The sequence below is a fragment of the Pseudomonas protegens CHA0 genome (assembly GCF_000397205.1).
Lineage (GTDB): Bacteria > Pseudomonadota > Gammaproteobacteria > Pseudomonadales > Pseudomonadaceae > Aquipseudomonas > Aquipseudomonas protegens.
This window is the reverse complement of sequence record NC_021237.1, coordinates 5,315,364-5,338,948: the sequence shown is the minus strand read 5'-3', so window position 1 is coordinate 5,338,948 and position 23,585 is coordinate 5,315,364. Positions and strand designations below refer to the sequence as shown.

22 protein-coding genes and 1 tRNA gene are annotated in these 23,585 nt (G+C 62.9%); all 23 read left to right on the top strand.

Annotated features, from left to right (window positions below; genetic code table 11):
• Nucleotides 1-55: 55 nt before the first annotated feature.
• A complete protein-coding gene (ruvA, locus tag PFLCHA0_RS23680) occupies nt 56-664 on the top strand; it encodes a Holliday junction branch migration protein RuvA (protein ID WP_011063019.1) in 609 nt (202 codons plus the stop codon).
• Nucleotides 665-1,723, top strand: a complete 1,059-nt coding sequence (gene ruvB, locus PFLCHA0_RS23675) for a Holliday junction branch migration DNA helicase RuvB (protein ID WP_011063018.1) — start codon at nt 665-667, stop codon at nt 1,721-1,723.
• A gap of 138 nt (nt 1,724-1,861) precedes the next feature.
• Nucleotides 1,862-2,329: a tol-pal system-associated acyl-CoA thioesterase gene (ybgC, locus tag PFLCHA0_RS23670; RefSeq protein WP_011063017.1), complete on the top strand. Its 468-nt coding sequence runs from the start codon at nt 1,862-1,864 to the stop codon at nt 2,327-2,329.
• Nucleotides 2,319-3,014, top strand: coding sequence for a protein TolQ (gene tolQ / locus PFLCHA0_RS23665; protein WP_011063016.1), 696 nt, complete (start codon nt 2,319-2,321; stop codon nt 3,012-3,014). The genes ybgC and tolQ overlap by 11 nt, the downstream gene beginning before the upstream one ends.
• Before the next feature lie 13 nt (nt 3,015-3,027).
• Complete coding sequence (gene tolR / locus PFLCHA0_RS23660; RefSeq protein ID WP_011063015.1) at nt 3,028-3,480, top strand: protein TolR; 453 nt, start codon at nt 3,028-3,030, stop codon at nt 3,478-3,480.
• Nucleotides 3,480-4,541: a cell envelope integrity protein TolA gene (tolA, locus tag PFLCHA0_RS23655; RefSeq protein WP_011063014.1), complete on the top strand. Its 1,062-nt coding sequence runs from the start codon at nt 3,480-3,482 to the stop codon at nt 4,539-4,541. Before tolR ends, tolA begins: the two co-directional genes overlap by 1 nt.
• A 17-nt stretch (nt 4,542-4,558) precedes the next feature.
• Nucleotides 4,559-5,839 carry a Tol-Pal system beta propeller repeat protein TolB gene (gene tolB / locus PFLCHA0_RS23650; protein WP_015636767.1) on the top strand — a complete coding sequence of 427 codons (1,281 nt, stop codon included), beginning with the start codon at nt 4,559-4,561 and terminating at the stop codon, nt 5,837-5,839.
• A 53-nt stretch (nt 5,840-5,892) separates the two neighbouring features.
• A complete protein-coding gene (gene pal, locus PFLCHA0_RS23645; RefSeq protein ID WP_003227510.1) occupies nt 5,893-6,390 on the top strand; it encodes a peptidoglycan-associated lipoprotein Pal in 498 nt (165 codons plus the stop codon).
• A gap of 6 nt (nt 6,391-6,396) precedes the next feature.
• Entirely contained in the window at nt 6,397-7,209 is an 813-nt protein-coding gene (gene ybgF, locus PFLCHA0_RS23640) for a tol-pal system protein YbgF (RefSeq protein WP_011063012.1), read from the top strand.
• 166 nt (nt 7,210-7,375) lie between these two features.
• The gene (queE, locus tag PFLCHA0_RS23635) at nt 7,376-8,023 is read left to right on the top strand and encodes a 7-carboxy-7-deazaguanine synthase QueE (RefSeq protein ID WP_011063011.1); all 648 of its coding nucleotides are present in this window, start codon (nt 7,376-7,378) and stop codon (nt 8,021-8,023) included.
• Between the two features lies 1 nt (nt 8,024).
• Complete coding sequence (gene queC, locus PFLCHA0_RS23630; protein WP_015636766.1) at nt 8,025-8,714, top strand: 7-cyano-7-deazaguanine synthase QueC; 690 nt, start codon at nt 8,025-8,027, stop codon at nt 8,712-8,714.
• A gap of 63 nt (nt 8,715-8,777) precedes the next feature.
• Nucleotides 8,778-8,853, top strand: a tRNA-Lys gene (locus PFLCHA0_RS23625).
• Nucleotides 8,854-9,302: 449 nt separating this feature from the next.
• Entirely contained in the window at nt 9,303-10,541 is a 1,239-nt protein-coding gene (locus tag PFLCHA0_RS23620) for an aspartate aminotransferase family protein (RefSeq protein WP_011062908.1), read from the top strand.
• Between the two features lie 21 nt (nt 10,542-10,562).
• Nucleotides 10,563-13,436: an AMP-binding protein gene (locus tag PFLCHA0_RS23615; RefSeq protein WP_015636765.1), complete on the top strand. Its 2,874-nt coding sequence runs from the start codon at nt 10,563-10,565 to the stop codon at nt 13,434-13,436.
• A gap of 10 nt (nt 13,437-13,446) precedes the next feature.
• Nucleotides 13,447-14,382 carry a DMT family transporter gene (locus PFLCHA0_RS23610; protein WP_015636764.1) on the top strand — a complete coding sequence of 312 codons (936 nt, stop codon included), beginning with the start codon at nt 13,447-13,449 and terminating at the stop codon, nt 14,380-14,382.
• Nucleotides 14,383-14,850, top strand: a complete 468-nt coding sequence (locus PFLCHA0_RS23605; protein ID WP_015636763.1) for a GNAT family N-acetyltransferase — start codon at nt 14,383-14,385, stop codon at nt 14,848-14,850.
• Nucleotides 14,851-14,963: 113 nt separating this feature from the next.
• The gene (locus PFLCHA0_RS23600) at nt 14,964-16,172 is read left to right on the top strand and encodes a Coenzyme F420 hydrogenase/dehydrogenase, beta subunit C-terminal domain (RefSeq protein WP_011062905.1); all 1,209 of its coding nucleotides are present in this window, start codon (nt 14,964-14,966) and stop codon (nt 16,170-16,172) included.
• The gene (locus PFLCHA0_RS23595) at nt 16,169-17,512 is read left to right on the top strand and encodes a 3-phosphoshikimate 1-carboxyvinyltransferase (RefSeq protein WP_015636761.1); all 1,344 of its coding nucleotides are present in this window, start codon (nt 16,169-16,171) and stop codon (nt 17,510-17,512) included. The genes PFLCHA0_RS23600 and PFLCHA0_RS23595 overlap by 4 nt, the downstream gene beginning before the upstream one ends.
• Nucleotides 17,512-18,522: a zinc-dependent alcohol dehydrogenase gene (locus PFLCHA0_RS23590; RefSeq protein WP_015636760.1), complete on the top strand. Its 1,011-nt coding sequence runs from the start codon at nt 17,512-17,514 to the stop codon at nt 18,520-18,522. Before PFLCHA0_RS23595 ends, PFLCHA0_RS23590 begins: the two co-directional genes overlap by 1 nt.
• Nucleotides 18,523-18,526: 4 nt before the next feature.
• Nucleotides 18,527-21,592 (top strand): non-ribosomal peptide synthetase, encoded by a 3,066-nt coding sequence (locus tag PFLCHA0_RS30950; protein WP_015636759.1) that lies wholly within the window; start codon nt 18,527-18,529, stop codon nt 21,590-21,592.
• Entirely contained in the window at nt 21,589-22,224 is a 636-nt protein-coding gene (locus PFLCHA0_RS23580) for a thioesterase domain-containing protein (protein ID WP_015636758.1), read from the top strand. The genes PFLCHA0_RS30950 and PFLCHA0_RS23580 overlap by 4 nt, the downstream gene beginning before the upstream one ends.
• A gap of 99 nt (nt 22,225-22,323) precedes the next feature.
• Nucleotides 22,324-23,091 carry a COG4705 family protein gene (locus tag PFLCHA0_RS23575; RefSeq protein ID WP_015636757.1) on the top strand — a complete coding sequence of 256 codons (768 nt, stop codon included), beginning with the start codon at nt 22,324-22,326 and terminating at the stop codon, nt 23,089-23,091.
• A 333-nt stretch (nt 23,092-23,424) separates the two neighbouring features.
• A complete protein-coding gene (locus PFLCHA0_RS32140) occupies nt 23,425-23,574 on the top strand; it encodes an ATP-binding protein (RefSeq protein ID WP_324608119.1) in 150 nt (49 codons plus the stop codon).
• Nucleotides 23,575-23,585: the final 11 nt, after the last annotated feature.

Here is a 23,585-nt window from a genome sequence, read left to right as displayed (position 1 = left end):
CGCTCGCCCAACGAGTCGCCAGCTGCGGGCTGGCCATCGCCTAAGGATCTGAAACGTGATTGGACGCTTGCGCGGCACCCTGGCTGAGAAACAGCCGCCGCACCTGATTCTTGATGTAAACGGGCTGGGATATGAAGTCGAAGTGCCGATGACCACCCTGTATCGCCTGCCGTCGGTCGGCGAGCCCCTGACCCTGCACACCCATTTGGTCGTCCGCGAGGATGCGCAGTTACTCTACGGTTTTGCCAGCAAGCGCGAGCGAGACTTTTTCCGCGAGTTGATCCGTCTCAATGGTGTGGGCCCGAAACTGGCCCTGGCGTTGATGTCCAGCCTTGAGGTGGATGAGCTGGTGCGTTGCGTGCAGGCCCAGGACACCTCGGCCCTGACCAAGGTGCCCGGAGTCGGCAAGAAGACCGCCGAGCGCCTGCTGGTAGAACTCAAGGACCGTTTCAAGGCCTGGGAAGCCGTGCCGAGCATGTTCGCCCTGGTGCCGAACCAGCCGGATGCGCCGGCGCCAGTGGCCAGCGCCGAGTCGGACGCGGTCAGCGCGCTGATCTCCCTGGGCTATAAGCCGCAGGAAGCCAGCAAGGCCGTATCCGCGATCAAAGACAAAGGCTTGAGCAGTGAAGACATGATCCGCCGAGCCCTGAAGGGAATGATTTAAGTGATTGAAGCCGACCGTCTGATCGCCGCCACGGGCCCCCGTGAGCGCGAGGAAATCCAGGACCGGGCGATTCGTCCGGTCAGCCTGGCCGACTACATCGGCCAGCCTAGCGTGCGCGAGCAGATGGAGCTGTTCATCCAGGCCGCCCGTGGGCGCAACGAGTCCCTGGACCACACCCTGATCTTCGGTCCCCCGGGCCTGGGCAAGACCACCCTGGCCAACATCATCGCCGAGGAAATGGGGGTATCGATCAAGAGTACGTCCGGCCCGGTGCTGGAGCGCCCTGGCGATCTGGCGGCCTTGCTGACCAATCTTGAGCCTCACGACGTACTGTTCATCGACGAGATTCACCGGCTTTCGCCGATTGTCGAAGAAGTGCTGTACCCGGCCATGGAAGATTTCCAGCTCGACATCATGATCGGCGAAGGCCCTGCGGCGCGTTCGATCAAGCTCGATCTGCCGCCGTTCACCCTGGTGGGGGCAACCACGCGTGCGGGGATGCTGACCAACCCGCTGCGGGACCGCTTCGGCATCGTCCAGCGCCTGGAGTTCTACAGCACTGCGGACCTGGCAACCATTGTCAGCCGTTCCGCGGGCATTCTTGGTTTGCCCCTGGATCCGGAAGGCGCCTTCGAGGTCGCGCGCCGTGCCCGGGGCACTCCGCGGATCGCCAACCGCCTGCTGCGTCGGGTGCGGGATTTCGCCGAGGTGCGGGCCAAGGGGCATATCACCAAACCGATCGCCGACCTGGCGCTGAACCTGCTGGACGTCGATGAGCGTGGCTTCGACCACCAGGACCGACGTCTATTGCTGACCATGATCGAGAAGTTCGACGGCGGACCGGTGGGGGTCGACAGCCTGGCCGCGGCCATCAGTGAAGAGCGCCATACCATCGAGGATGTGCTGGAGCCGTACTTGATCCAGCAGGGCTATATCATGCGCACCCCCCGTGGCCGTGTGGTGACCCGGCATGCCTACCTGCACTTCGGTCTTAACATTCCGTCACGAATGGGGGACATGCCCGTGGTAGACGAATTCCTCGATGCCGTGGACGATTAATAACCCGCTCTTTGTCGATTTATTCGGGGTTTGTGCTGTCCTAGGGACTGGCATGGTTAAAACATCACGAAAAGTCGTACAAGAATGAAAAAACAGTTGCCTGGCCGGATTGGCAACCTGAGGAGTAAGCACTAGAGTATGCGCGCGCAAAACGGGCTTGAGCCGTTCGCACATCGTTGTCGCGTTTATTACGAGGACACCGATGCTGGCGGCATCGTGTATTACGTTAATTACCTTAAGTTTATGGAGCGGGCTCGAACCGAGCGGCTACGACACCTGGGCTTTGCCCAGTCGCAGCTGGTGGGGGAGAACCTGTTATTTGTCGTGCACTCCAGCGAAGCGCGTTATCACGCGCCGGCGCGACTGGACGACGAACTTCTGGTCAGTGCCCAAGTTACCGAATTGAACCGGGTCAGCCTGCGCTTCACTCAGCAGGTCAGGCGAGCCAAAGACAATGCGCTGCTCTGTGAAGGGCAGTTCCTGGTGGCCTGTGTGCGCGCCGACAATTTCAAACCCCGCGCCATTCCAGACGCTCTGCGTACGGCCTTTGCCGACGAGAGCAGCGCGGGTACACACTCAGAGCAGGAGATAAAGCGTGGAAGCTAACGTCGTCGACCATTCCTCCATGTGGAGCCTGGTCAGCAATGCCAGCGTTGTAGTGCAGTTGGTAATGCTGACCCTGGTTGCCGCATCGGTGACTTCATGGATCATGATCTTTCAGCGCAGCAACCTGCTGCGTGCCGGTCGACGTGCCCTGGAGAGCTTCGAAGAGCGCTTCTGGTCCGGTATCGACCTGTCCAAGCTGTACCGCCAGGCGGGCAGCAACCCTGATCCGGATTCCGGCGTGGAGCAGATCTTCCGTGCCGGTTTCAAGGAGTTCTCCCGCCTGCGCCAGCAACCGGGTGTCGATCCTGAAGCGGTCATGGAAGGCGTGGCCCGTGCCATGCGCGTAGCGATTTCCCGCGAAGAAGAAAAGCTCGAGCAGAGCCTGCCGTTCCTCGCCACTGTCGGTTCCGTCAGCCCGTACATCGGTCTGTTCGGTACCGTCTGGGGGATCATGAACTCCTTCCGCGGCCTGGCTCAGGCCCAGCAAGCGACCCTGGCTACCGTAGCCCCGGGTATCGCCGAAGCACTGATCGCCACGGCCATCGGCCTGTTCGCGGCCATCCCGGCGGTGATCGCCTACAACCGCTTCGCCGCTCGTGGCGAGACGCTGATCAGCCGTTACTACACCTTCGCCGACGAGTTCCAGGCGATCCTGCACCGTAAAGTGCACACCAGCGAAGAGTGAGCAGGTAAAACCCATGGCCCGAGTTCGCCACAAACGCAAGCCGGTTGCCGAGATGAACGTGGTGCCTTACATCGACGTGATGTTGGTACTGCTGGTTATCTTCATGGTGACCGCGCCGATGCTCAACCAGGGCGTGAAAGTTGACCTGCCCAAGGTTTCCAGCGAAGCCTTGCCCCAGGACAACAACACCCAGGTGCTGACCATCTCGATCAAGGCTGACAAGACCTACTACTGGAACCTTGGCAGCGAAGTCGACACTGAAAAGCAACAGGACAAGGCGATGACCTTGCCGCAGATGACCGACGCGGTGACCAAGATCATCCGTGCCGGCAATGAAGGCGGCAAGCACACCCAGGTGTTCATTCGCGGTGATAAATCCGTCGACTACGGCGCCGTGATGGGTGCCATGGGCGGCCTGCAGAAAGCCGGAGTCGGTAACGTTGGCCTGATTACCGAGGCGCCCTGATGCACCAACAGCGAGAGCCGTCCGCCTCGGAAAGCTACTTCTGGCCTAGTGTCTGGGCAATTGCCCTGCACGTGCTGGTGTTTGGCATGCTGTTCGTCAGCTTTGCCATGACCCCGGAACTGCCCCCGGCCAAGCCGATCGTTCAAGCGACCCTGTACCAGCTCAAATCCAAGAGTCCGGCAACCACCCAGACCAATCACAAGATTGCGGGTGAGGCGAAGAAATCCGCCGCGCGCCAGACCGAAGCCGAACAGTTGGAGCAGAAGAAGGTCGAGCAGGAAGAGATCAAGGCCGCGGAACAAAAGAAAGAAGAGGCTGCTCAAAAAGCCGAGGAAGCGAAAAAGGCCGATGAGGCCAAGAAAGCCGATGAGGCGAAGAAGGCGGATGACGCCAAGAAAGCCGCAGAAGCGAAAAAGGCTGAAGAGAAACAATTGGCTGATATAGCCAAGAAGAAATCCGAAGAAGAAGCCAAGAAAGCTGCTGAAGAAGAGGCCAAGAAAAAGGCCGCTGAAGAAGCGAAGAAGAAAATCGTCGAAGACGCGAAGAAGAAAGCCGCGGAAGACGCGAAGAAAAAAGCTGAAGCAGACGAAGCGAAGAAAAAGATCGCCGAGGATGCCAAGAAGAAAGCTGCTGCCGACGCTGCGAAGAAGAAGGCCCAGGAAGCAGCGCGCAAATCTGCCGAAGAGAAAAAGGCCCAGGCCCTGGCGGACTTGCTGTCCGATAAGCCGGAGCGTGAAGCCACCAAGTCGGATGAGGTGGGTGACAGTGTCGCAGGCAGTTTCGATGACCTGATTCGCATTCGTGCGGCGGAAGGCTGGGCTCGTCCTCCTTCGGCGCGCAAGGGCATGACGGTGGAACTGCGGATCGGCATGTTGCCTGATGGCACGGTGACCACGGTCAGCGTGATCAAGTCCAGTGGTGATGGTCCGTTCGACGCTTCGGCGGTGGCGGCAGTCAAGAACATTGGGCGTTTGACAGAAATGCAGGGTTTGAGTCCGAAGGATTTCGCGCCCTATCGTTCATTCAAGATGACATTCACACCTGAGGATCTAGCCTTGTGAGAAACCTTCTTCGAGGAATGCTTGTCGTTATTTGCTGTATGGCAGGGATAGCGGCAGCGGACGAAAAAAACATTCTGGTCACCAGTGGCAGTGATCGGGCGACGCCGATTGCGGTAGTGCCGTTTGGCTGGCAGGGCGGCAGCGTGCTGCCGGACGACATGGCACAGATCATCGGTGATGACCTGCGCAACTCGGGTTACTACGCACCGATTCCAAAGCAGAACATGATCAGCTTGCCGACCCAGGCCAGCGAAGTCATTTTCCGCGACTGGAAAGCCCTGGGCGCCCAGTACGTGATGGTCGGCAGCATTGTTCCAGCCGGCGGTCGCCTGCAGGTGCAGTACGCGCTGTTCAACGTCGCGACCGAGCAGCAAGTGCTGACCGGCAGCGTGTCGGGTAGCGTTGATCAGTTGCGGGACATGTCGCACTACATTTCCGACCAGTCCTTTGAAAAACTCACCGGCATCAAGGGGGCGTTCTCTACGCGCCTGCTGTATGTGACGGCTGAGCGTTTCTCGGTGAACAACACCCGTTACACCCTGCAGCGTTCGGACTACGACGGTGCTCGGGCGGTAACCCTGTTGCAGTCTCGCGAGCCGATCCTGTCGCCGCGCTTTGCTCCGGATGGCAAGCGCATTGCGTACGTGTCGTTCGAGCAGAAGCGCCCGCGCATCTTCGTCCAGCACATCGATACCGGGCGTCGTGAGCAGATCACCAACTTCGAAGGCCTGAACGGCGCTCCAGCCTGGTCGCCAGATGGCACCCGCCTGGCTTTCGTGCTGTCCAAGGACGGCAACCCGGATATCTATGTGATGAACATGGCGTCCCGGCAGATCAGCCGCGTCACCAGTGGCCCGGGCATCAACACCGAACCGTTCTGGGGCAAGGATGGTTCCACCATCTATTTCACCTCCGACCGTGGCGGCAAGCCGCAAGTCTATAAAAGCAATATCAATGGCGGTGGCGCCGAGCGTGTGACCTTTATTGGTAACTACAACGCCAACCCGAAACTTTCTGCTGACGAAAAGACCCTGGTAATGATTCACCGCCAGGATGGTTTCACCAACTTCCGGGTAGCGGCTCAGGATTTGCAGCGCGGTAGCGTAAAAATCCTTACAGACACTAACCTTGATGAGTCAGCTACTGTTGCGCCCAACGGCACCATGGTAATCTACGCCACCCGCCAGCAGGGCCGGGGAGTCTTGATGCTCGTGTCCATTAATGGACGTGTGAGGCTCCCGCTTCCTACCGCTCAAGGCGAAGTCAGAGAACCGTCCTGGTCCCCTTACCTGAACTGACGCGGCGCTACAATGTTTCACTTAACACACTGGGGTTCATTAGGAGTTTCACGATGGAAATGTTGAAGTTTGGTAAGTTTGCTGCGCTGGCTCTGGCCATGGCTGTGGCTGTAGGTTGCTCCTCCAAAGGCGGCGACAATGCCGGTGAAGGCGCTGTTGATCCAAACGCTGGTTACGGCGCTAACACCGGTGCTGTTGATGGCTCCCTGAGCGAAGAAGCTGCTCTGCGCGCAATCACCACCTTCTACTTCGAATACGACAGCTCGGACCTGAAGCCAGAAGCCATGCGCGCTCTGGACGTTCACGCCAAAGACCTGAAAGCAAACGGCGCTCGCGTTGTTCTGGAAGGCAACACCGACGAACGTGGTACTCGTGAGTACAACATGGCTCTGGGCGAGCGTCGTGCTAAAGCCGTTCAGCGCTACCTGGTTCTGCAGGGCGTTTCCCCTGCACAGCTGGAGCTGGTTTCCTACGGTAAAGAGCGTCCAGTTGCTACTGGCCACGACGAGCAGTCCTGGGCTCAAAACCGTCGCGTCGAACTGCGTAAGTAATTCGTCATGCGAACGTGCCGTCGTGCTGTAACTATTTTGGCTCTCAGTCTCACGCCGCTTGCGGCGTGGTCTGCGGTTCCTGTGGTCGATAACAACTCCGGCTATAACAATAGCGGGAGCAGTTATCCGCCAGCGGGTTATGGCACGAACGGCGCCTATGCCGGGGGAGGGGTTTCGACCCCTGTCTCGGCACAGGGCGAGCTGTTCCAGCAACTGCAGCAAATGCAAGAGCAGATTGCACGCCAACAGGGTGTGATCGAAGTTCTGCAAAATGATGTAGCGCGGATGAAGCAAGAAAGCCTGGAGCGTTACCAGGATCTTGATCGACGCATAGGAAGCGGTGTCGCACCTGCCGCAACTCCTGAGAATTCTTCTGCCGGTGGCGATAACAGCGCTGCCGGTGCCGCTGCTCAGGCTCCAGCCGCCAGTAGCGAACCCGGTGATCCGGCCAAGGAAAAGCTCTACTACGATGCTGCCTTCGACCTGATCAAGGCCAAGGATTTCGACAAGGCCAGCCAGGCCTTCTCGGCATTCCTGCGCAAGTACCCCAACAGCCAGTACGCCGGCAATGCCCAGTACTGGTTGGGTGAGGTGAACCTGGCCAAAGGCGACCTGCAAGGTGCGGGCCAGGCATTTGCCAAGGTTTCCCAGCTGTATCCCAAGCACGCCAAGGTGCCGGATTCGCTGTACAAGCTGGCTGACGTAGAGCGTCGTCTCGGTCACACCGACCGGGTCAAGGGCATCCTGCAGCAGGTGGTGGCCCAGTATCCGGGCACTTCCGCCGCTCAGTTGGCCCAACGGGACCTGCAGCGCATGTAAGTGCGTTGGCCTCCGTTACAAGAAACCCGCGCTTGTCGCGGGTTTTTTCGTTAGAATCCATGCCCTTTTTCTGAAACACGCTTCCTGGGATCTGCGCGATGGCGGGGTTCCTTGAAGTGCCTGACGGAGGCGGACAGCCTGTTTAGCTGTTACGCCCGTGGCGACTATGCAAGACACATTGAGAATCACCGAAGTTTTCTACTCGTTGCAGGGGGAAACTCGGACTGCCGGGCTGCCCACGGTTTTTGTGCGCCTGACCGGTTGCCCGTTGCGTTGCCAATACTGCGACAGTGCCTACGCGTTCAGCGGCGGTAGCCAGCGGACCCTCGATAGCCTGCTGGAGCAGGTTGCCGGTTTCCGCCCTCGCTACGTCTGCGTCACTGGTGGCGAGCCTCTGGCCCAGCCCAATGCCATTCCCTTGCTCCAGCACTTGTGCGATGCCGGCTACGAGGTCTCGCTGGAAACCAGCGGTGCCCTGGATATCTCTGCGGTGGACCCGCGCGTCAGCCGGATCCTTGATCTCAAGACTCCCGGCTCCAAGGAAGCGCACCGCAACCGCTACGAGAATATCGAGCTGCTGACCGCCAACGACCAGGTCAAGTTTGTCATCTGCTCCCGCGAGGACTATGACTGGGCGGTGTCCAAGCTGATCCAGTACGGTCTTGAGCGACGCGCCGGCGAAGTGCTGTTTTCGCCCAGCCACCATGACTTGAATGCACGAGACCTGGCGGACTGGATCGTCGCCGACAACCTGCCAGTACGTCTGCAACTGCAGCTGCATAAATACCTTTGGAATGACGAGCCGGGGCGCTGACATGACTGAACAAGCATCGAGTGAAAAGCGTGCCGTGATCCTGCTGTCCGGTGGCCTGGACTCTGCCACCGTGGTGGCCATGGCTCGCGCCGAAGGCTACCGCTGCTACACCATGAGCTTCGATTACGGCCAGCGCCATCGGGCCGAGTTGCACGCCGCCGAGCGCGTGGCCCGGGACCTCGGTGTGGTGGAGCACAAGGTGATCGGCCTGAACCTCAACGGTATTGGCGGCTCGGCACTGATTGATAGCACCATCGAGGTGCCAGAGGCGCCGGGGGAGGGCATTCCTGTCACCTACGTGCCGGCACGCAACACCGTCTTCCTGTCCCTGGCCCTGGGCTGGGCGGAAGTCCTGCACGCGCGGGATATCTTCATCGGTGTCAATGCGGTGGATTATTCCGGTTATCCGGATTGCCGTCCCGAGTTCGTCGAAGCCTTCGAGCGCATGGCCAACCTGGCGACCAAGGCCGGTGTCGAAGGGCAGGGCTTTCGTATCCAGGCGCCGCTGCAGAACCTCAGCAAGGCCGAGATCATCCAGGCCGGGGTTCGCCTGGGGGTTGATTACGGGCTGACGGTTTCCTGCTATCAGGCAGACGATAGCGGCCACGCGTGCGGCAAATGTGACAGCTGCCGTTTGCGTGCTGAAGGCTTCAGGGCGGCCGGAATCAGTGATCCAACACCTTATTTTTGATTTTTTTCATATAGGGTGTTGAATTCCCGTTAGAAATCAGTATTATACGCGCCACCACACAGCGGGTCGTTAGCTCAGTTGGTAGAGCAGTTGGCTTTTAACCAATTGGTCGTAGGTTCGAATCCCACACGACCCACCATATTTGGCGGTTTAGAAAATCCGGAAGGCCCACGAAAGTGAGGATTTCCGGGTTTTTTTTTGCCTTGCAAAAAACCGTGATCCCGCCACTCAGCTGCTCAGCTTGCCTTCTTCTCACTGCTTGAATATCAACTCTTCTGCAGAGGCTGGCCTTTTGCCGGTAGCCGGACTCATCTCTAAAAACCTTGATAAATTCAGGGGCTTTATCTGAATTCCCCCTTTTTTTCAGGGGTTATCGCTTTAAATTCAGAATAAGTGCGGGGCTCGTTGACAGCACAAATGCCTCCCGCGTAAATCTTGCCGCCATTGCCGACAGGGGTTGCGTCCCTGGCAAGGAGAACACATACCAGGGTCGGTAACTTCGCAGTCAGCAGGGCTTTGCCCTGCCTGTACGAATCTGTCCCTGAGTCTGTGCGTGAGTCACAAGCCCGGCTTACTCAAGGTGACAGGATGTTCACAGAAGCAGTTGCAATATCCGTTAGGCGCAGTGCCCCCTCCAGCCCTTCCGTCATTCGTGGCAAGGGGTGCTTTCTCTACGATGAGCAGGGCAAATCCTTCCTCGACATGTCCGGTGGCAGCGGTGCCGCCAACCTGGGTTATCAGCGCGATGACCTGGTCGAAGTCCTCAAGCGTCAATCCGAACTGCTGATCCATACCGGTTGGAACATCGACAACCCGCAGCGCCATGAAGTGGTCGCCAAGCTGGAGGGGCTGGTGCCCTATGCGCAGGCTTCGGTGTTTGGCGCGGTCACCGGTGCCGAGGCAATCGAGGTGGCGCTGAAAATCGCCCGCGCCGCTACCGGACGCCAGGGCGTGGTGTATTTCCACAATTCCTTCCATGGCAAGACCCAGGGCGCCCTGTCGGTGACCTCCAACCGCGGTTTTCGCAAGCACCTGGCCGGTGGCGACAGCCTGCAACTGACCGCCCTGGCCCTGGACTATGACGCCGACCAGGACCCGGCCCTGGCCGCCTTGTGGCGTGAGCAACTGGCCGAGGATCTGCGCCAGGCGCAGCAGGCCAATTGCTTGCCCGCGGCGCTGATCATCGAGCCGATCCAGGCAGCGGAGGGCATGTATCCGGTGCCTCTGGCGTTGCTCGAAGCGATTGTCGAACTGGGCAGGACCTTCGGCGTGATCACCATATTCGATGAGATCTACACCGGTTTTGGCCGCACCGGGACGCCGTTTTTCAGCAACCCGCAACTGCTGCCGGACCTGTTGGTGCTGGGCAAGGCCCTGGGCAATGGCTTGCCGATTTCCGCGGTGGTAGGCCGCCCGGAACTGGTGGACTGCCTGGGCTATGCCGAGCATTCCTCCACCTTCACCCTGATGCCGCTGGCCTGTGCCGTGGCTTCCAAGGTGCTGGATATCTACCACCAGGAACAGCCCTGGCAGTGGGCGGCGAGCAACGGCGCGTACCTGCGCCAGGCCCTGGAAGGCCTGGGGGCCCAGGACGCGCGAGTGGTCAATGTGCGCGGCCGCGGCATGATGCTCGCCTTCGATTTCGAGGGCCAGGGCCAGGGCGCTGATGTACTGGCGCTGCGCAACCGGCTGCTGGAGCACGGGGTGATCGTGCGCACCGGCGGGCGCAATCCGGCGACGGTCAAGCTGACCCCGCCACTGAGCATCTCCCAGCAGGAAATCCAGGCATTCATGCAGACACTGCAGGGCGTTTGTCGCTCCCTCTAATAACAACCAGGCAGGGATATCATGTTGCAGGCTTTTACCCGCATGGCGGGTACCGATGTTGCGGGTGTCATCGATGTCCAGGGCAGCCTTGGCTTTGCCGCGCTCGACCAGTTGCGCGAGGGGGTCAGCGCCGAGCTGCAAGGGTTGCCGGAGCCGGTGCTGGCGCTGTATGCCAGCCATGGCCGGGCCATGTATGCGGCGTTGATCGCGGCCTTGTCCGCCGCCCGGCGAGTGGTGTTCATCGACCCGGCGAGCAACCTCGACGAGTTGATGCCGGTGCTCCAGCACCTGGGCGTGAACCTGGTCCTCAATGGCACGACACGGCCTGGTTCACAACTGACCCGTTCCTTGCCGGTGCTCGACCTGCAGCACCTGCAACCCCGGCCCGTGCCCCCTGGCCGGGAATACCCGTTGCGTTGCCAGGACTACGTGATCTTCACCAGCGGCTCCACTGGCGAGCCCAAGGCCATAGTGCAGCGCATCGAGGCCCTGGGCCGGCACATTGACAACTACATCGGCTATGTCGGAATCGGCCCCGGGCAGCGTGTGCTGCAACTGGCTTCCGCGGGGTGGGACGCCGGCCTGATGGACATCTTCGCCAGCCTGAAGACTGGCGCCACCCTGTGCAGCCTCAACCCCCGGGAGCATGACTTCGCCGCAGTCGAGGCGCTGATCGTCGAACATGACATCGATGTGTTGCATATGACGGTGCCCTATCTGCGTGCCTTCTACAGCGATGCGAGCGCCGTCTATGCCCGGCCCAAGCAACTGGTGATCGGCGGCGAGATCATCCACCCCTCGGACATCCAGCGCTTCAACCACGCCTTTGCCCCAGGCTCGCAGTTGTTCAACGCCTACGGGCCGACCGAATGCACCACCGCGCTCTACGCCCGCATCGACCAGGGGCAGACGCTGCAGGACCCGACCTGGGCCCTGGACCGGCCGGTGGAAGGCGTCACCCTGGACATTGCCCAGGAACCGGAGCAGCCCTACGGCGATGGGGTGGGTGAACTGCTGCTCTATTCTTCCCTGGTGGCCCGGCGCCTGGACCCGGCCAGCGGGCTGATCGTCGAGCTGACCCAACCCAGCCCCCTGGACTCGCAGCGCCAGTGCTACGCCACCGGTGATCTGGCGTGCCACCAGCCCGATGGCGCCATACGCCTGCTGGGGCGCAAGGATTCCATCGTCAAGATCAACGGGCAGAAGGTCAGCCTGGTCCAGGTGGAGTCGGAGCTCAAGGCTCTGGCCCAGGTACGGGAAGCCTGTGTGATCGCCCATCAGGCCGGGGACAACCTGGCCCTGGTGGCCTTTGTCATTGCCCGTGACGCCAGCCTTGGCGAAGACCTCCTGCGTCAGGCCGCCAGGGCCGCACTGCCGGCGCACCGGGTGCCGGCGCGCTTCCTGCTGGTGGAGCGTTTTGCCTTGAACCGCAACAACAAGATCGACCGGCAGGCGTTGGCGCAACTGGCTGCCCGCGCCATGGCGGCGCCGGAGCCGGCACAGGCCGCACCGGAGCCTTTCTGGCAAGCCATCGGCCAGGTACTTGGCGGGCAGAGCCCGGACCGGGCCAAGAGCTTTATCGACAATGGCGGCGATTCGCTGCGGGCCTTGCAGGTGGTTGCCACGCTGAAGAGAAAGGGCCTGGTGCTGGACCTGGAAGAGTTGCTGTCGGATCAGGCCCTGGGGCAATTGCCGGTGCATGCGGCGGCGGCCAAGGCCCGGCCCGGGGTTTCCCGGCCGCAGGTCGAGGGCCTGCCCAATCGCCGCTTCCTGCTGAGCCGCGGCATCAGCGACCTGGATCACTGGAACCAGGCCCTGGTGCTGGACATAGCCGCCGGCCAGGAGCCACAGCGAGTCAGCCAGGCGCTGCGGGCAATTTTCCGCCATCACTTTATCGAGGCGGGCGTTCAGGATCAGGGGCTGCAGCCTGCCGGAACGGATCTGCAGCAAGCGGTGCAGCGGACCTGCGCAGCCATCTCCCTGAGCCAGGGGCAACTCTTCTGCTTCAGCCAGCAACAGGACGCCGCTGGCCATCACCTGATCATTGCCGGGCACCAGTTCCAGGTCGATCGCTACTCCTGGATGCTGCTGGTTTCCGAGCTGGACGAATGCCTGGGGCAGGGCCTGGAGTGCATGCAAAGCTGGCCGCGGCCGACGGCCTTCGAGGAGTGGCAGCAGAGCTACCAGCGCGAGCATGCCGCGGCGACCCATGAAGCGTTCTGGGAAGCCCTGCCCTGGGGCCGCTGCGCGCAGTTGACCGGGCAGCGCCCCGAGTTTCCCCGGCGCGAGGCCTTTCGGCGAGCCGAACTGTGCCTGGGGCCGGTCCGCGACCTGCCGCAGTGGGCCCAGGGTGTGGCCGAGACCAGCCAGTTGCTGCTGGCGGCCATCCTGCGCGCCATGAGCCAGAGCGATGACAACCCGTTCCAGAAAGTCCATTTGCTCGACCATGGGCGGGCCCTGGACAAGAGCGGCGCCGAGCTCAACAGCGTGTTCGGCTGGCTGACGGTGATCTACCCGCTGGTGCTGCAAGTTGCCAGCCTGGACCTGGAGCAGATCGCCAGGGAAATCAAGGCCGGCCAGCAAGCCAGCCAGGGCATTGCCCACAGCTTCGGCAACCGTTATTTCGCCACGCCCGAGGCCGAGCGCCTCAAGGGCCTGTTCGATTGCGGCTACAGCTACAACTTCCTGGGCGCCGTGGAGAACCCGCCCGGGGCCCGGGTCGGCGTGCATCCCTTGAGCCTGCAACTGATGCAGGGCAGCCCCAGCCATCACCTGGAGTTCACCGGCTACCTGGCCGCGGGCGAGTTGCTGCTGAAAATCGACTATGACCCGCAGGTCTTCGGCGAAGAACGCCTGGAGTCGCTGCTGACCGGGATCACCGCTGCCTTGAGCTAGAGAAACCTCCATGAACGCCTTACCCGATAACAACAAGAAACCCCGTTCACTGGTCGCCGTGCTGATTTTCCTCGGCTGCCTGCTGATCTGGTCCACCAACTGGATCGCCATTTCGCTGCAGGTGGAACACAGCGACGTCGGCTCTTCGCTGATGCTGCGTTTCCTCATTGCCTACGGGGTGCTGTGGCTGTGGCAACGGCTGTTCGCCGGCCCGCAGCAGCCGGTAACCCGCAAGGCCTACTTGCTGATGGCCGGGGTGGGGGCGGTGTACTTCTATGCCGGCATCGGCCTGGCCTATCTGGCCACCGCTTACCTGGGCAGTGCGCAGATGGCCTGCCTCAGCGCCTTTGTGATTTTCTACATCATCGGCATCAAGCGCCTGTTCCTGCATGTGCCGGTCGCCCTGCACAACCTGCTCGGCGCACTGGTGAGCATCGCCGGGCTGGGGCTGTTCATGCTTGGCGATCCGGGGCGGCCGCTGTCGCTGGCGGGGGTGGCCCTGGGCCTGACTTCCTTCCTGGCGGTGGCCATCGGATCGGTGCTTTCGGAGCACATCCAGAAGATCTGCCAGCTCGGCACTTTGCACATCAACAAGGTGGCGGCCGGCTGGGCCTGCGCTCTATACGCCGTCAGCCTGTTGCTGGGCGGCCATGGCTTGCAACTGCCGGGCACCCTGGCCGATCTGGGCATCCTGCTGTACCTGGGGGTGGTGTGCTCGGCGCTGGTGTTCGTGCTGTTCATCGACCTGATCAAGCGCATGGGCGCCGAGAACGCCGGCTATGTCGGCGTGCTGTACCCCATCGGCGCCAGCTACCTGTCGGTGTGGCTGGGGGAAACGCCCCTGAGCCTGCACCTGATGCTCGGCAGTGCCCTGGTGATGCTGGGCAGCCTGATCAATTTCAAGTTTCGCTACCACCCCGCCCCCAAGAAAGTGGAGTTCAGCTGAATGAGCAATGTACGGATACGCCAGGCCACCACGGACGATCTGATCGGTATTTTCGAGACCCACCGCAACTCGGTAGAGCGCCTGTGCACCTCTGAATACAGCGATCAGCAGATCCGCATGTGGCTCGATGGGCGCTCCCCGGAAACCTACCGCGAAGCCGTGGAAAAGGGATCGCTGTGGCTGGCCGAGGGCGAGCAGATCGAAGGGTTCGTCGAACTCGACGGCAATGAGGTCAGCAAGCTGTTCATCCGTGGCGATGTGGCCAGGCGTGGCCTGGGCAGCCGTCTGCTGGAGGTGGCGCTGGCTCGGCTGCGGGCCAGCGGTGCCAGCTCGGCCTACCTGGAGGCGACCCTGACGGCCGAAGGCTTCTATGCCTACCACGGCTTCCAGAAGATCGGCGAGGGCACTTTCAGCCGCGGCAACAGCCCGGTGTCCATCGAGATCATCAAGATGGAACGCCCGCTTTGAGCTGACCGTCAGCGGCCACTTCAGCACAGCAGGTCTTGCCCGTCCCCGGTTCGCGGGGGCGCGGCCGGCTGCACCCGGAAAACGGCACACGAGGCTTATCCAAGATGACAGGGATGTTATTGAAATTGACGGTGCTCGATCAGAATCTGTGCGCCGGGTGCGGCGCCTGCGCCCTGGTGTGCCCACAGCAGGTAATCGTTTTCGACCCGGACCGGGTGGTGCCGCTGCTCGAGGGCATCGGCGACAGTTGTGAAAGCTGCACCGAGTGCCTGGCGGTGTGCCCGGGGCTGCAGCCGGATACCGATCGCTCCGAACTGGAACTGTTCGGCCGTACCCGCCGCGCCGAAGAGCGCTGGCTGGGGATCAGCCGCCAGGCCATCGGTGCGCGTTCCACCGACCCGCAGATAGTCCGGCGCTCGGCCAGTGGCGGTACCGCCACCACCTTGCTGCTGACCGCCCGGGAGCACTTTGACGTGGACCTGACCCTGACCATGGGCCGTCATCCGGGGCAGGGCTGGCGCAGCGCGCCGCAACTGGGCAGCGCTGCAGCGGCGATCATCAACAATGCCCAGTCCACCTACCAGCTGGCGCCTTACCTCAATGCCCTGCGCGAATGCTACGAACAGCAGCCGGACGCGCGCATCGCCGTGGTGGGGCTGGCCTGCCACGTCCAGGCGATCCGCAAGCTGCAGCGCCGGGACACGGCCATCGGCCACTGGGCCCGCAGCCGGATCATTTGCGTGATCGAGACCGCCTGCTCCTCCAACACCCTGCCGGCCGGCACCCACAGCATCATCAGCGAGGTGCTGGGGCAAGACCCGCAGCAGGTGCGCGATATCAAGTACCGCGAAGGCGATTACCCCGGCCGGCTGCAAGTCACCTTGCTGGACAGCCAGACCTTTGGCATCGATTTCTGGGAGATCCTCGGCAAGCTCAAGGACAACAAGACCTTTCGCTGCCTCAGTTGCGGTGACTGGATGAGCGGGCTGGCCGACGTCAGCGTGTGTGACGGCGACCCCAACATCTTCGAAGCCAGCCTCAACGGTTCCGAAGAACAGAAACACGGCCGCGCGCTGATCCGCACCGAGATGGGCCAGGCCCTGGTGGACAGCGCCATCACCCATGGCCGGCTGGAAAGCTGGGGAGTGGACCTTGGGGGCTTCAACCTCGGCCTTGAACGCAAGAAGAACCGTCGGCGCTTCTATGAAACCCAGCCGCTGGTGTTGCCCGCGGGCCCCGGGGTGGGCGACCACTTCGAGGACGAAGCGCTGGTGGACGACGCCGAACTGATCAACCCCGCCAAATACAGGAGTAGCCCATGATCGATTACCCGGACCGGCCCATCGATTTCACCCTCGGCCGCCAACAGCAAGTCTGGGCCAACATCGACGGCTACCTGCCATCGGACAAGTCCATCAGCCATCGGATGATCCTGTTTGCCGCCCTGGCCCGGCATCCGGTGCGCCTGCGGGACCTGAACCGCGGCAAGGCGGTGACCCTGTTGCTCGATGCCCTGCAGCAACTGGGCCTTGAGGTGACGCCAGGGCAGACGCCCCAGACCCTGGAGATCAGCGGTGAGTTCGCCCAGGCGACCCACGAGCGGCGGGTCGACCTGGGGCCCTCCAGCGCGGCCGCGCGGTTACTGATCGGGATGCTGGTGGGACTCAATGTGCCGTGCATCGTCGATGGCGACGAAACCCTGCGCAACCGCCCCTTCGACTGGATCGTCGAGCCCCTGAACCAGATGGGCGCCCACCTGGAGTACCTGGGGCGTCCGGGCGCGCTGCCGATCCGTATCCACCAGGCTGCATTCCGCGGCGGCGCGGCGCAGATCCACATCGGCAGCGCCCAGGCCATCAGCACCTTGCTGTTTGCCGGGGTGGCGGCACGCAAGCCGATGTCGATCCGGTACCCGGTGGTGGCCCGGGATCACACCCAGCGCATCATCAACAGTTTTGGCGACCGGCTGCAGGACGAGCAGTTGCAGATTCACTACCAGCCACGGGACTGCGCGATTCCCGAGGAGATCAGCATCCCTCGCGACCCCTCGGCCATTGCCTATCCGGCGGCGTTGTTCCTGCTGTGCAACCGCCACCAGGAGCAGCAGCGCCTGAGCTTCGACAATGTGTGCCTGAACCCTACGCGCCTGGGCTTTTTCAACTGGCTGCTGGCCTGTGGTTTCAACCTGACCCTGGAGGTGGACAGCATTCGTCATGGCGAGCCGGTGGGCCGCCTGCTGCTGCGCGGGGGTGGCCAGCCCAGGGCTCACGACTTGCGCGACAAGCACCAGTTCCACGCAATGATCGACGAAGTGCCGCTGGCCCTGGCCATCAGCTGCGTGCTGCCCGGCAGCGCGACCTTCAGTGACCTCTACGAGCTGACCTTCAAGGAGTCGGACCGGATCGCCGCCACCCGCAGCATGCTCAATGCCCTGGGCCTGGACTACCAGGTCGACGGCTACGACGTGCGGGTGGAAGGCGGGCAGGTGCCCAGTGTGCAGGGAGCGATCCCGACTTTCGGTGACCATCGCCTGTCGATGACCGCCCACGTCCTGCTGCTGGCTCACGGGCTGCAGGCCACCATCCTCGAAGGGCATTGCTACCAGACTTCATTTCCAGGGTTTGCCCAGTGCCTGGATCGCCTGACCGGACGGGAGGCCTGATGAGCAGCAGCCGATACACACTCACCGCCTGTGGCGCCGATGGCGTGATCGCCGTGCATGAACCTCTGGCCGCTCTGGCGGCCACTGAAGTGCAGGTGGCGGTGGACTACTCCATGGTCAGCCCGGGCACCGAGCGTCATTACCTGCAGCAGGTACGCGAGACTGGCGAGCAACTGCCGCTGGGCTATTGCGCGGCCGGGGTGGTTAGCGCCGTGGGGCCCGAGGTGGAAGGCGTGCAGCCGGGGGACCGGGTGGTGGCCATGGGCTGGAAGATTGCCACCCATTCCAACTGGATCCAGGTGCCCCAGCGGCTGGTGTGCAAGGTACCGCCGCCACTGACCCAGGACCAGGCGATTCTTGCCACCCTGGGTGCCACTGCGGTGCATGCGGTGGACCGTGCGCAATTGCAGGCGGGGGAGCAGATCCTGGTGGTGGGCATGGGCCTGGTGGGCAAGATGCTGAGCCTGGTGGCGGCCTGTCATGGTGCGCGGATCTGGGTCGCGGACCTCAACCCCGCCGCCATCGACCCGGGCCTGCCGGTGCAGGTGCTCGACCTGCTGGCCGAGCCGGGGGCGATGGCCGGGCAGTTCACCCGGATCTTCCTGTGCATCGATGCTGATATCAGCGCCTTGTTCCCGCGGTTGCTGGCCCTGCTCAATCCGCAGGGCAACGGGGCTGGCCGCTCGCGGCTGGTGAATGTCGGGCGGGTCAGCCTGACCCTGGAGCTCTCGCCGCAAATGGGCAACATCGACATCATCAACGTGTCCCGCTGCGGTAACGGTTACCGCGACGATGCCTACCATCACGGGCGCAAGAGCGTGCAGTGCCCGGCAGGGGAAGCCACGGTGGAGCGCAATATCGCTCGTTGCCTCGACTACCTGGTGGCCGGCAAGGATTGGCTGGAGCACCTGCAGCGGGTCGAGATGGACCTGGGGCAGGCGTTGGCGCACTACAACGGCGCGGCGTTCTTCGCCCCTGGAATCAACCTGATCAAGCACAGGGAAGCGTGACGGCATGGCTCATCTATCTATTGCTTCGTGCCTGGACGACGTCTTCGCCCGGCATGCCACGGATACCGCGCTGAGCTGCAACGGCGCACGGCTCAGCTACCGGGAGCTGGAACAGCGTTCGGCACAGGTGGCGGCCCGCTTGCTGGGCTTGGGCCTGACGCCTGGCAGCACCCTGGGCCTGGAGGTGGAACGCTCGATTGAACAACTGGTGCTGCTGGTGGGCATGGTGCGGGCCGGCCTGTCGTACTGCTATCTGGACCGCAACAACCCGCCCCAGTGGAACCAGTCGGTGTGTGAACGCAGTGGCGTGTGCTGGCGGGTCACGCCGGAGGTTGCCGATGGCCCGGGGTATCTGGCGCTGGATGAGTTGCTCGCGCCCACGGACGAGGCTGCGTGCTGGCCGCCGCTATGCGGCGCCGAGCCGGTGTACGTGAACTTTTCCAGCGGTACCACCGGCGCGCCGAAGATCATTCCCTGTACCCATCGCGGGGTGTTGGGGTTCTGCGACCGGCCGCGACATTTTCCGCTGCAGCCGGGCTTTCGCATGCTGTACGCCTCGAACCTGACCTTCGACGCCTCGCAGTTCGAGATCTGGACCGCGCTGCTCAATGGCGGCGAATTGCATATCCATGTTCCCGGCGCCCTGACCCTGGAACACCTGCATCGTTACATCCACGAGGCCGGGGTCGACAGCCTGTGGCTGACCTCGACCCTGTTCAACACCTTCGTCGATATCGACCGCGGCTGGCTGCGGGGCGTCAAGCGGCTGATGGTCGGCGGTGAGGTCCTGTCCGCAGGGCATGTCCGCCAGGCCTATGCTGCCGCCGATGGGCTGGTTCTCTACAACGGTTATGGCCCCACGGAAAACACCATGGGTACCTGTATCTATGCCATTCCCCGCAGCTTCGACAGCACCCGGGACATTCCCATCGGCCAGGCCGTGGACGATGCCACCCTGTTGCTGCTGCGCCCTGACGGGCAGCCGTGCGAGGTGGATGAACCCGGCGAGCTGCTGATCGCCGGGGGCGGCTTGTCCCCGGGGTATCTGGGGGATGCCGGGCTGACCCGGGAGCGCTTCATCGACCTGCCATGGCAGGGCCGGACGCTGCGTTGCTACCGCAGTGGCGACCTGGTTTCCCGGGATGGCCAGGGGCTCTATCACTTCCATGGCCGCAGCGATGACCAGATCAAGCTGCGTGGCCAGCGCCTGTCGCTGACCGAGGTCGCCGCCGCCTTCAAGCGTTACCCGGGAATGCTCGATTGTGTGGTGTTGCTGGATGACCAGGGAACCGAAGCGCAGTTGCTGCTGGTGTACCTCAAGGCGCCTGGGGTCGAGCCCCGGGTGCTGGCCGACTATGGCCGGCAAAGCCTGCCGCCGTTCATGGTGCCGTCGCGATTTGTCGAGGTTGAGCGCTTTGCCCTGCGCTCTTCCGGCAAGCTGGATATTGCTGAGCTCAAGCAGCGCCTGTGTCTCGGGCAGCCGGCCACTGACACGGACGACTCGCCGGCAGGGCGTTTTCTCGCGCGTTTCGGCGTGTCGGCTCATGACCTGCAGCGCAGCTTCTTCGACAGCGGTGGCAACTCGCTGGCGGCGATCAAGCTGGTGGGCACGGTGAACCGTCACCTGGGCTGGGAAGGCCTGGGCCTGGAGCAGTTCTACCGCATGGCCACCCTGGGCCAGTTGCTGGACTGGCTACAGGCCCAACCCGGCCTGGCGTCCCTGCTGGAAAACGGTGCGCAGGAGTACTACGTGATCGAGTCGGAGCAGGAGTCCTTGCCCGCCGCCCATGCAGGATTTTCGATCAATACTCACCTGGGGCGTTTTGCCGTGGTCCGCGCCACCTCGGCCAGCCACGCCCGGGAGGCGCTGCGCAGCGGTTCCGGGCGGTTGCCGGCTGCCGGCGACAGCCGCTGGATCGGCTTGAACAAGAGCCAGTTGTCGATGGTGTATGCCGAACTGTTCAACAAGGATCTACGGGCCAACAACGTGCTCTACCTGTTCCGGCCCGAGCAGTTGCCGGCCGCCGGGCTGGACCTGCAGGCGTTGGCCCAGGGCTTGAAGCAGCGCTATCCACTGGCGGGCTGTCGGGTGGCGCGGGTCGAGGGCGAGTACTGTCTTGATCTGGCCCCCGAGCCGCCGGCGCGCCTGTGGCTGGAGCCTGTGGCGGAGTTTCCCAGCCAGCAGGCCTGCGTGGAGCATTTCCTTGAGCGGCCGCTGTCACTGTTCGAGCAGGACCTGTGCAGCCTGTTCAAGGTGCGCATCGACGGCACCTTGCACCTGGGGCTGTGGCTGCACCACATCCTTGGCAACCATGTCGGCCAGTTGAGCCTGCTGCGCAGCGTGGAACAGTTGGCGCTGGGCGTGCAGTCGCCGCCGGTGGCGGATTTTTCCTTTGTCGGCAATAACCTGATGCAGGCCGAGGAATATGAGCGTCTGGCAGATGCCGGCACCGAGGCCTGGGAGCAAGAGGCCGAGGAGTACGCGCCGCTGGCCGATGTCCCGGCGCCGGCGGCCACTGCCCAGGCGCTGCAGTTGCGCGCGGCACTGGCCATGGACCCGATGAAGCTGGCCTCGCCGCAGCGTCTGTTCCACCTGTTGCAGGCGTTTCGCCAGGGCTGTGCCGAGGGCTTGGGGATAGAGGCGCCGATCGTCAATCTATTGTTCGCCTGGGCTGAGCGTTCGGTGATCAGCGGATTCTCCAGTTACACGGTGCCCGTGCCCCTGGCTCCCGGGCGCTTCGCCGAAGGCTGCGAGCCACAGGCCTGCATGGATTACCTGAATGCCAAGCTGGCCCGGGCGGCCTTGGGTTACGAGGAAATACTCGCGGCCCTGGGCCTGTACGGCTTTGCTCCGGCGTTCCTGTGCAATTTCGTCGAGCTGCCGGCCAGTGACGCCCGGTGGTTGCAAACGCGGATTGCCAACCCGGTTAGCGAGTGGCCCAAGACCCTGCTCGACCTGACGGTGGTCAAGTCGGCGCTGGGCTGCGAAGTGCTGCTCAACAGCTATCTGCCCGAGCCGCAGGCCAGGGCATTTCTCGAATCCTTTGTCGCGGCGGGGCAACGTCAATGAAACTGATCTGCTTTCCCGACTTCGTCGGCCATCCGATCTGTTTTTCCGCCCTGGGCCGGGCACTCAAGGGGCGGGTGTCGCTGGTGCAGGTCAACTACAGCGACTACTGGCCCTATTCCAGTGTCGAAGACCTGGCCCGGCAGATTGCCCAAGAGCATGAGCTGACGACCCTGGACGCGGTGCTCGGTTACTCCTTCGGCGCTTATGTGGCGGCCTGTTGCGTGGCCCGCAGCACGGCACCCGCCAGGCCGCTGCTGTTGGTGGACCCGCCGCTGCTGGCCGAGCTTCGAGGGTTGGCCCCTGACGCCATTGCCCGGCGTTTGGCGGCCGATCCGCAGTATGCCTACGTCGATGACCTGGTGGACGCGCAGTTGGTCAATCGCGAGTGCGTGCACGGCAATATCCTGCTGCTGTCCCAATGGCAGGCGGTACCGCTGAAGGGGCGCGCGGTGGATGTGCTGTTGTCCGCCGGGCGCAGTGCCGAGGGGCTGGCCCCGGGCCTGGGGCTCGATCCGGCCCAGGACAATCGCTACTGGCGGGACGAGCAGCGCCACCATGGCTCGGTGATCAATAGCCCCGATGTGCTCACCTGGCTGCTGGACCCTGGGGCCTTGCAGCGCATTGCTTGGTGATCGAAGCCGGCCCGTTCGGGGTGCCCTCAGTTCCAGCTAAGTTTTCCCTCGTAGCCTCTGCCTCGCGCCAATACACGCGCCGTTATGGAGAGGCACCCGATGAAGCCGCTGAGCAAGACCGATTGGCTGAACAAGGTTCCGGAGGTGACGCTGTCCTTCTGGATCATCAAGATCATGTCCACCACCGTGGGCGAAACCTGCGCCGACTACCTGGCCGTCGACGCCGGCCTGGGGCAGGGCGTGACCAGCATCGGCATGGCCCTGTTGCTGGGGCTGGCGCTGTTCGCGCAGTTCCGCAGCCGGGCCTACACGCCATGGATCTACTGGCTGAGCGTGGTCCTGGTGAGCATCGTCGGGACCCAGATCACCGATGTGCTCACCGATCAGCTGGGCATCAGCCTGTACCTCAGCACCGCAGTGTTTGCAGGCTTGCTGGCGGTCAATTTCGCTGTCTGGTACGCCGTTGAGCGCAATCTGTCGATCCGCCAGATCGTTACCCCGCGACGCGAGCTGTTCTACTGGGCCACCGTGTTCTGCACCTTTGCCCTGGGAACCGCTGCCGGGGACCTGGCCCCCGAGGCGCTGGGGCTCGGCTTTACCCTGGGAGCGCTGATCTTTGCCGCACTGATTGCCGTGACCCTGGTGGCCTGGCGCCTGGGGGGCAATGCGGTGCTGACCTTCTGGATCGCCTACATCCTTACTCGACCGTTTGGCGCCGCCCTCGGCGACCTGCTGACACAAGCCAAGACCTACGGTGGCCTGGGCCTGGGCGCCACCTGGACCAGCGCAATCTTCCTCTGCGTGATTCTTTTGCTGGTGACCGTCGCGCAGCTCAACGTCAACAACCGTCAGCGCCTTTCCCACTGATTATCCGACCCTCACTCAAGGACTCATCATGGCCTTTATCCGCTCTGCCATTCGCTACACCACGACTCTTTCCATGATTGCCCTACTGGGGCTGGCCGCGGGGTGTTCCAAGCCTGCCGATGCGCCCAAGCCCGGCACTGCCGCTTCAGCCCAGGCTACCGGGGCCACGGCCTCCAGGCTGGGCGACCTGGCCGAGTTCCAGGCCATTGCCCGTGATGTGGCCGGCTTGGTGGACAAGCAGGACCTGCTGCAGGTCAGCGACTCGAGGCCGGGTATTGCCGTGGCTGAGCGCGAGCGCGTGTTCGACCCTTTCCATCGCGGGCTAGCGATGAAGTGGGCTCCGGGCTGGGGCTCGCCATCGTCAAGGCCATTGCCGATCGGCATGCCGGCCGGGTCTGGCTGGATTACTCCGACCAACGGGCCAAACGCGGGTTGTGTGTGACGGTGGCTTTTGCCCGGGTGCAGGTGCCGCCGGCAGGGTAGGGCGCGGCTGT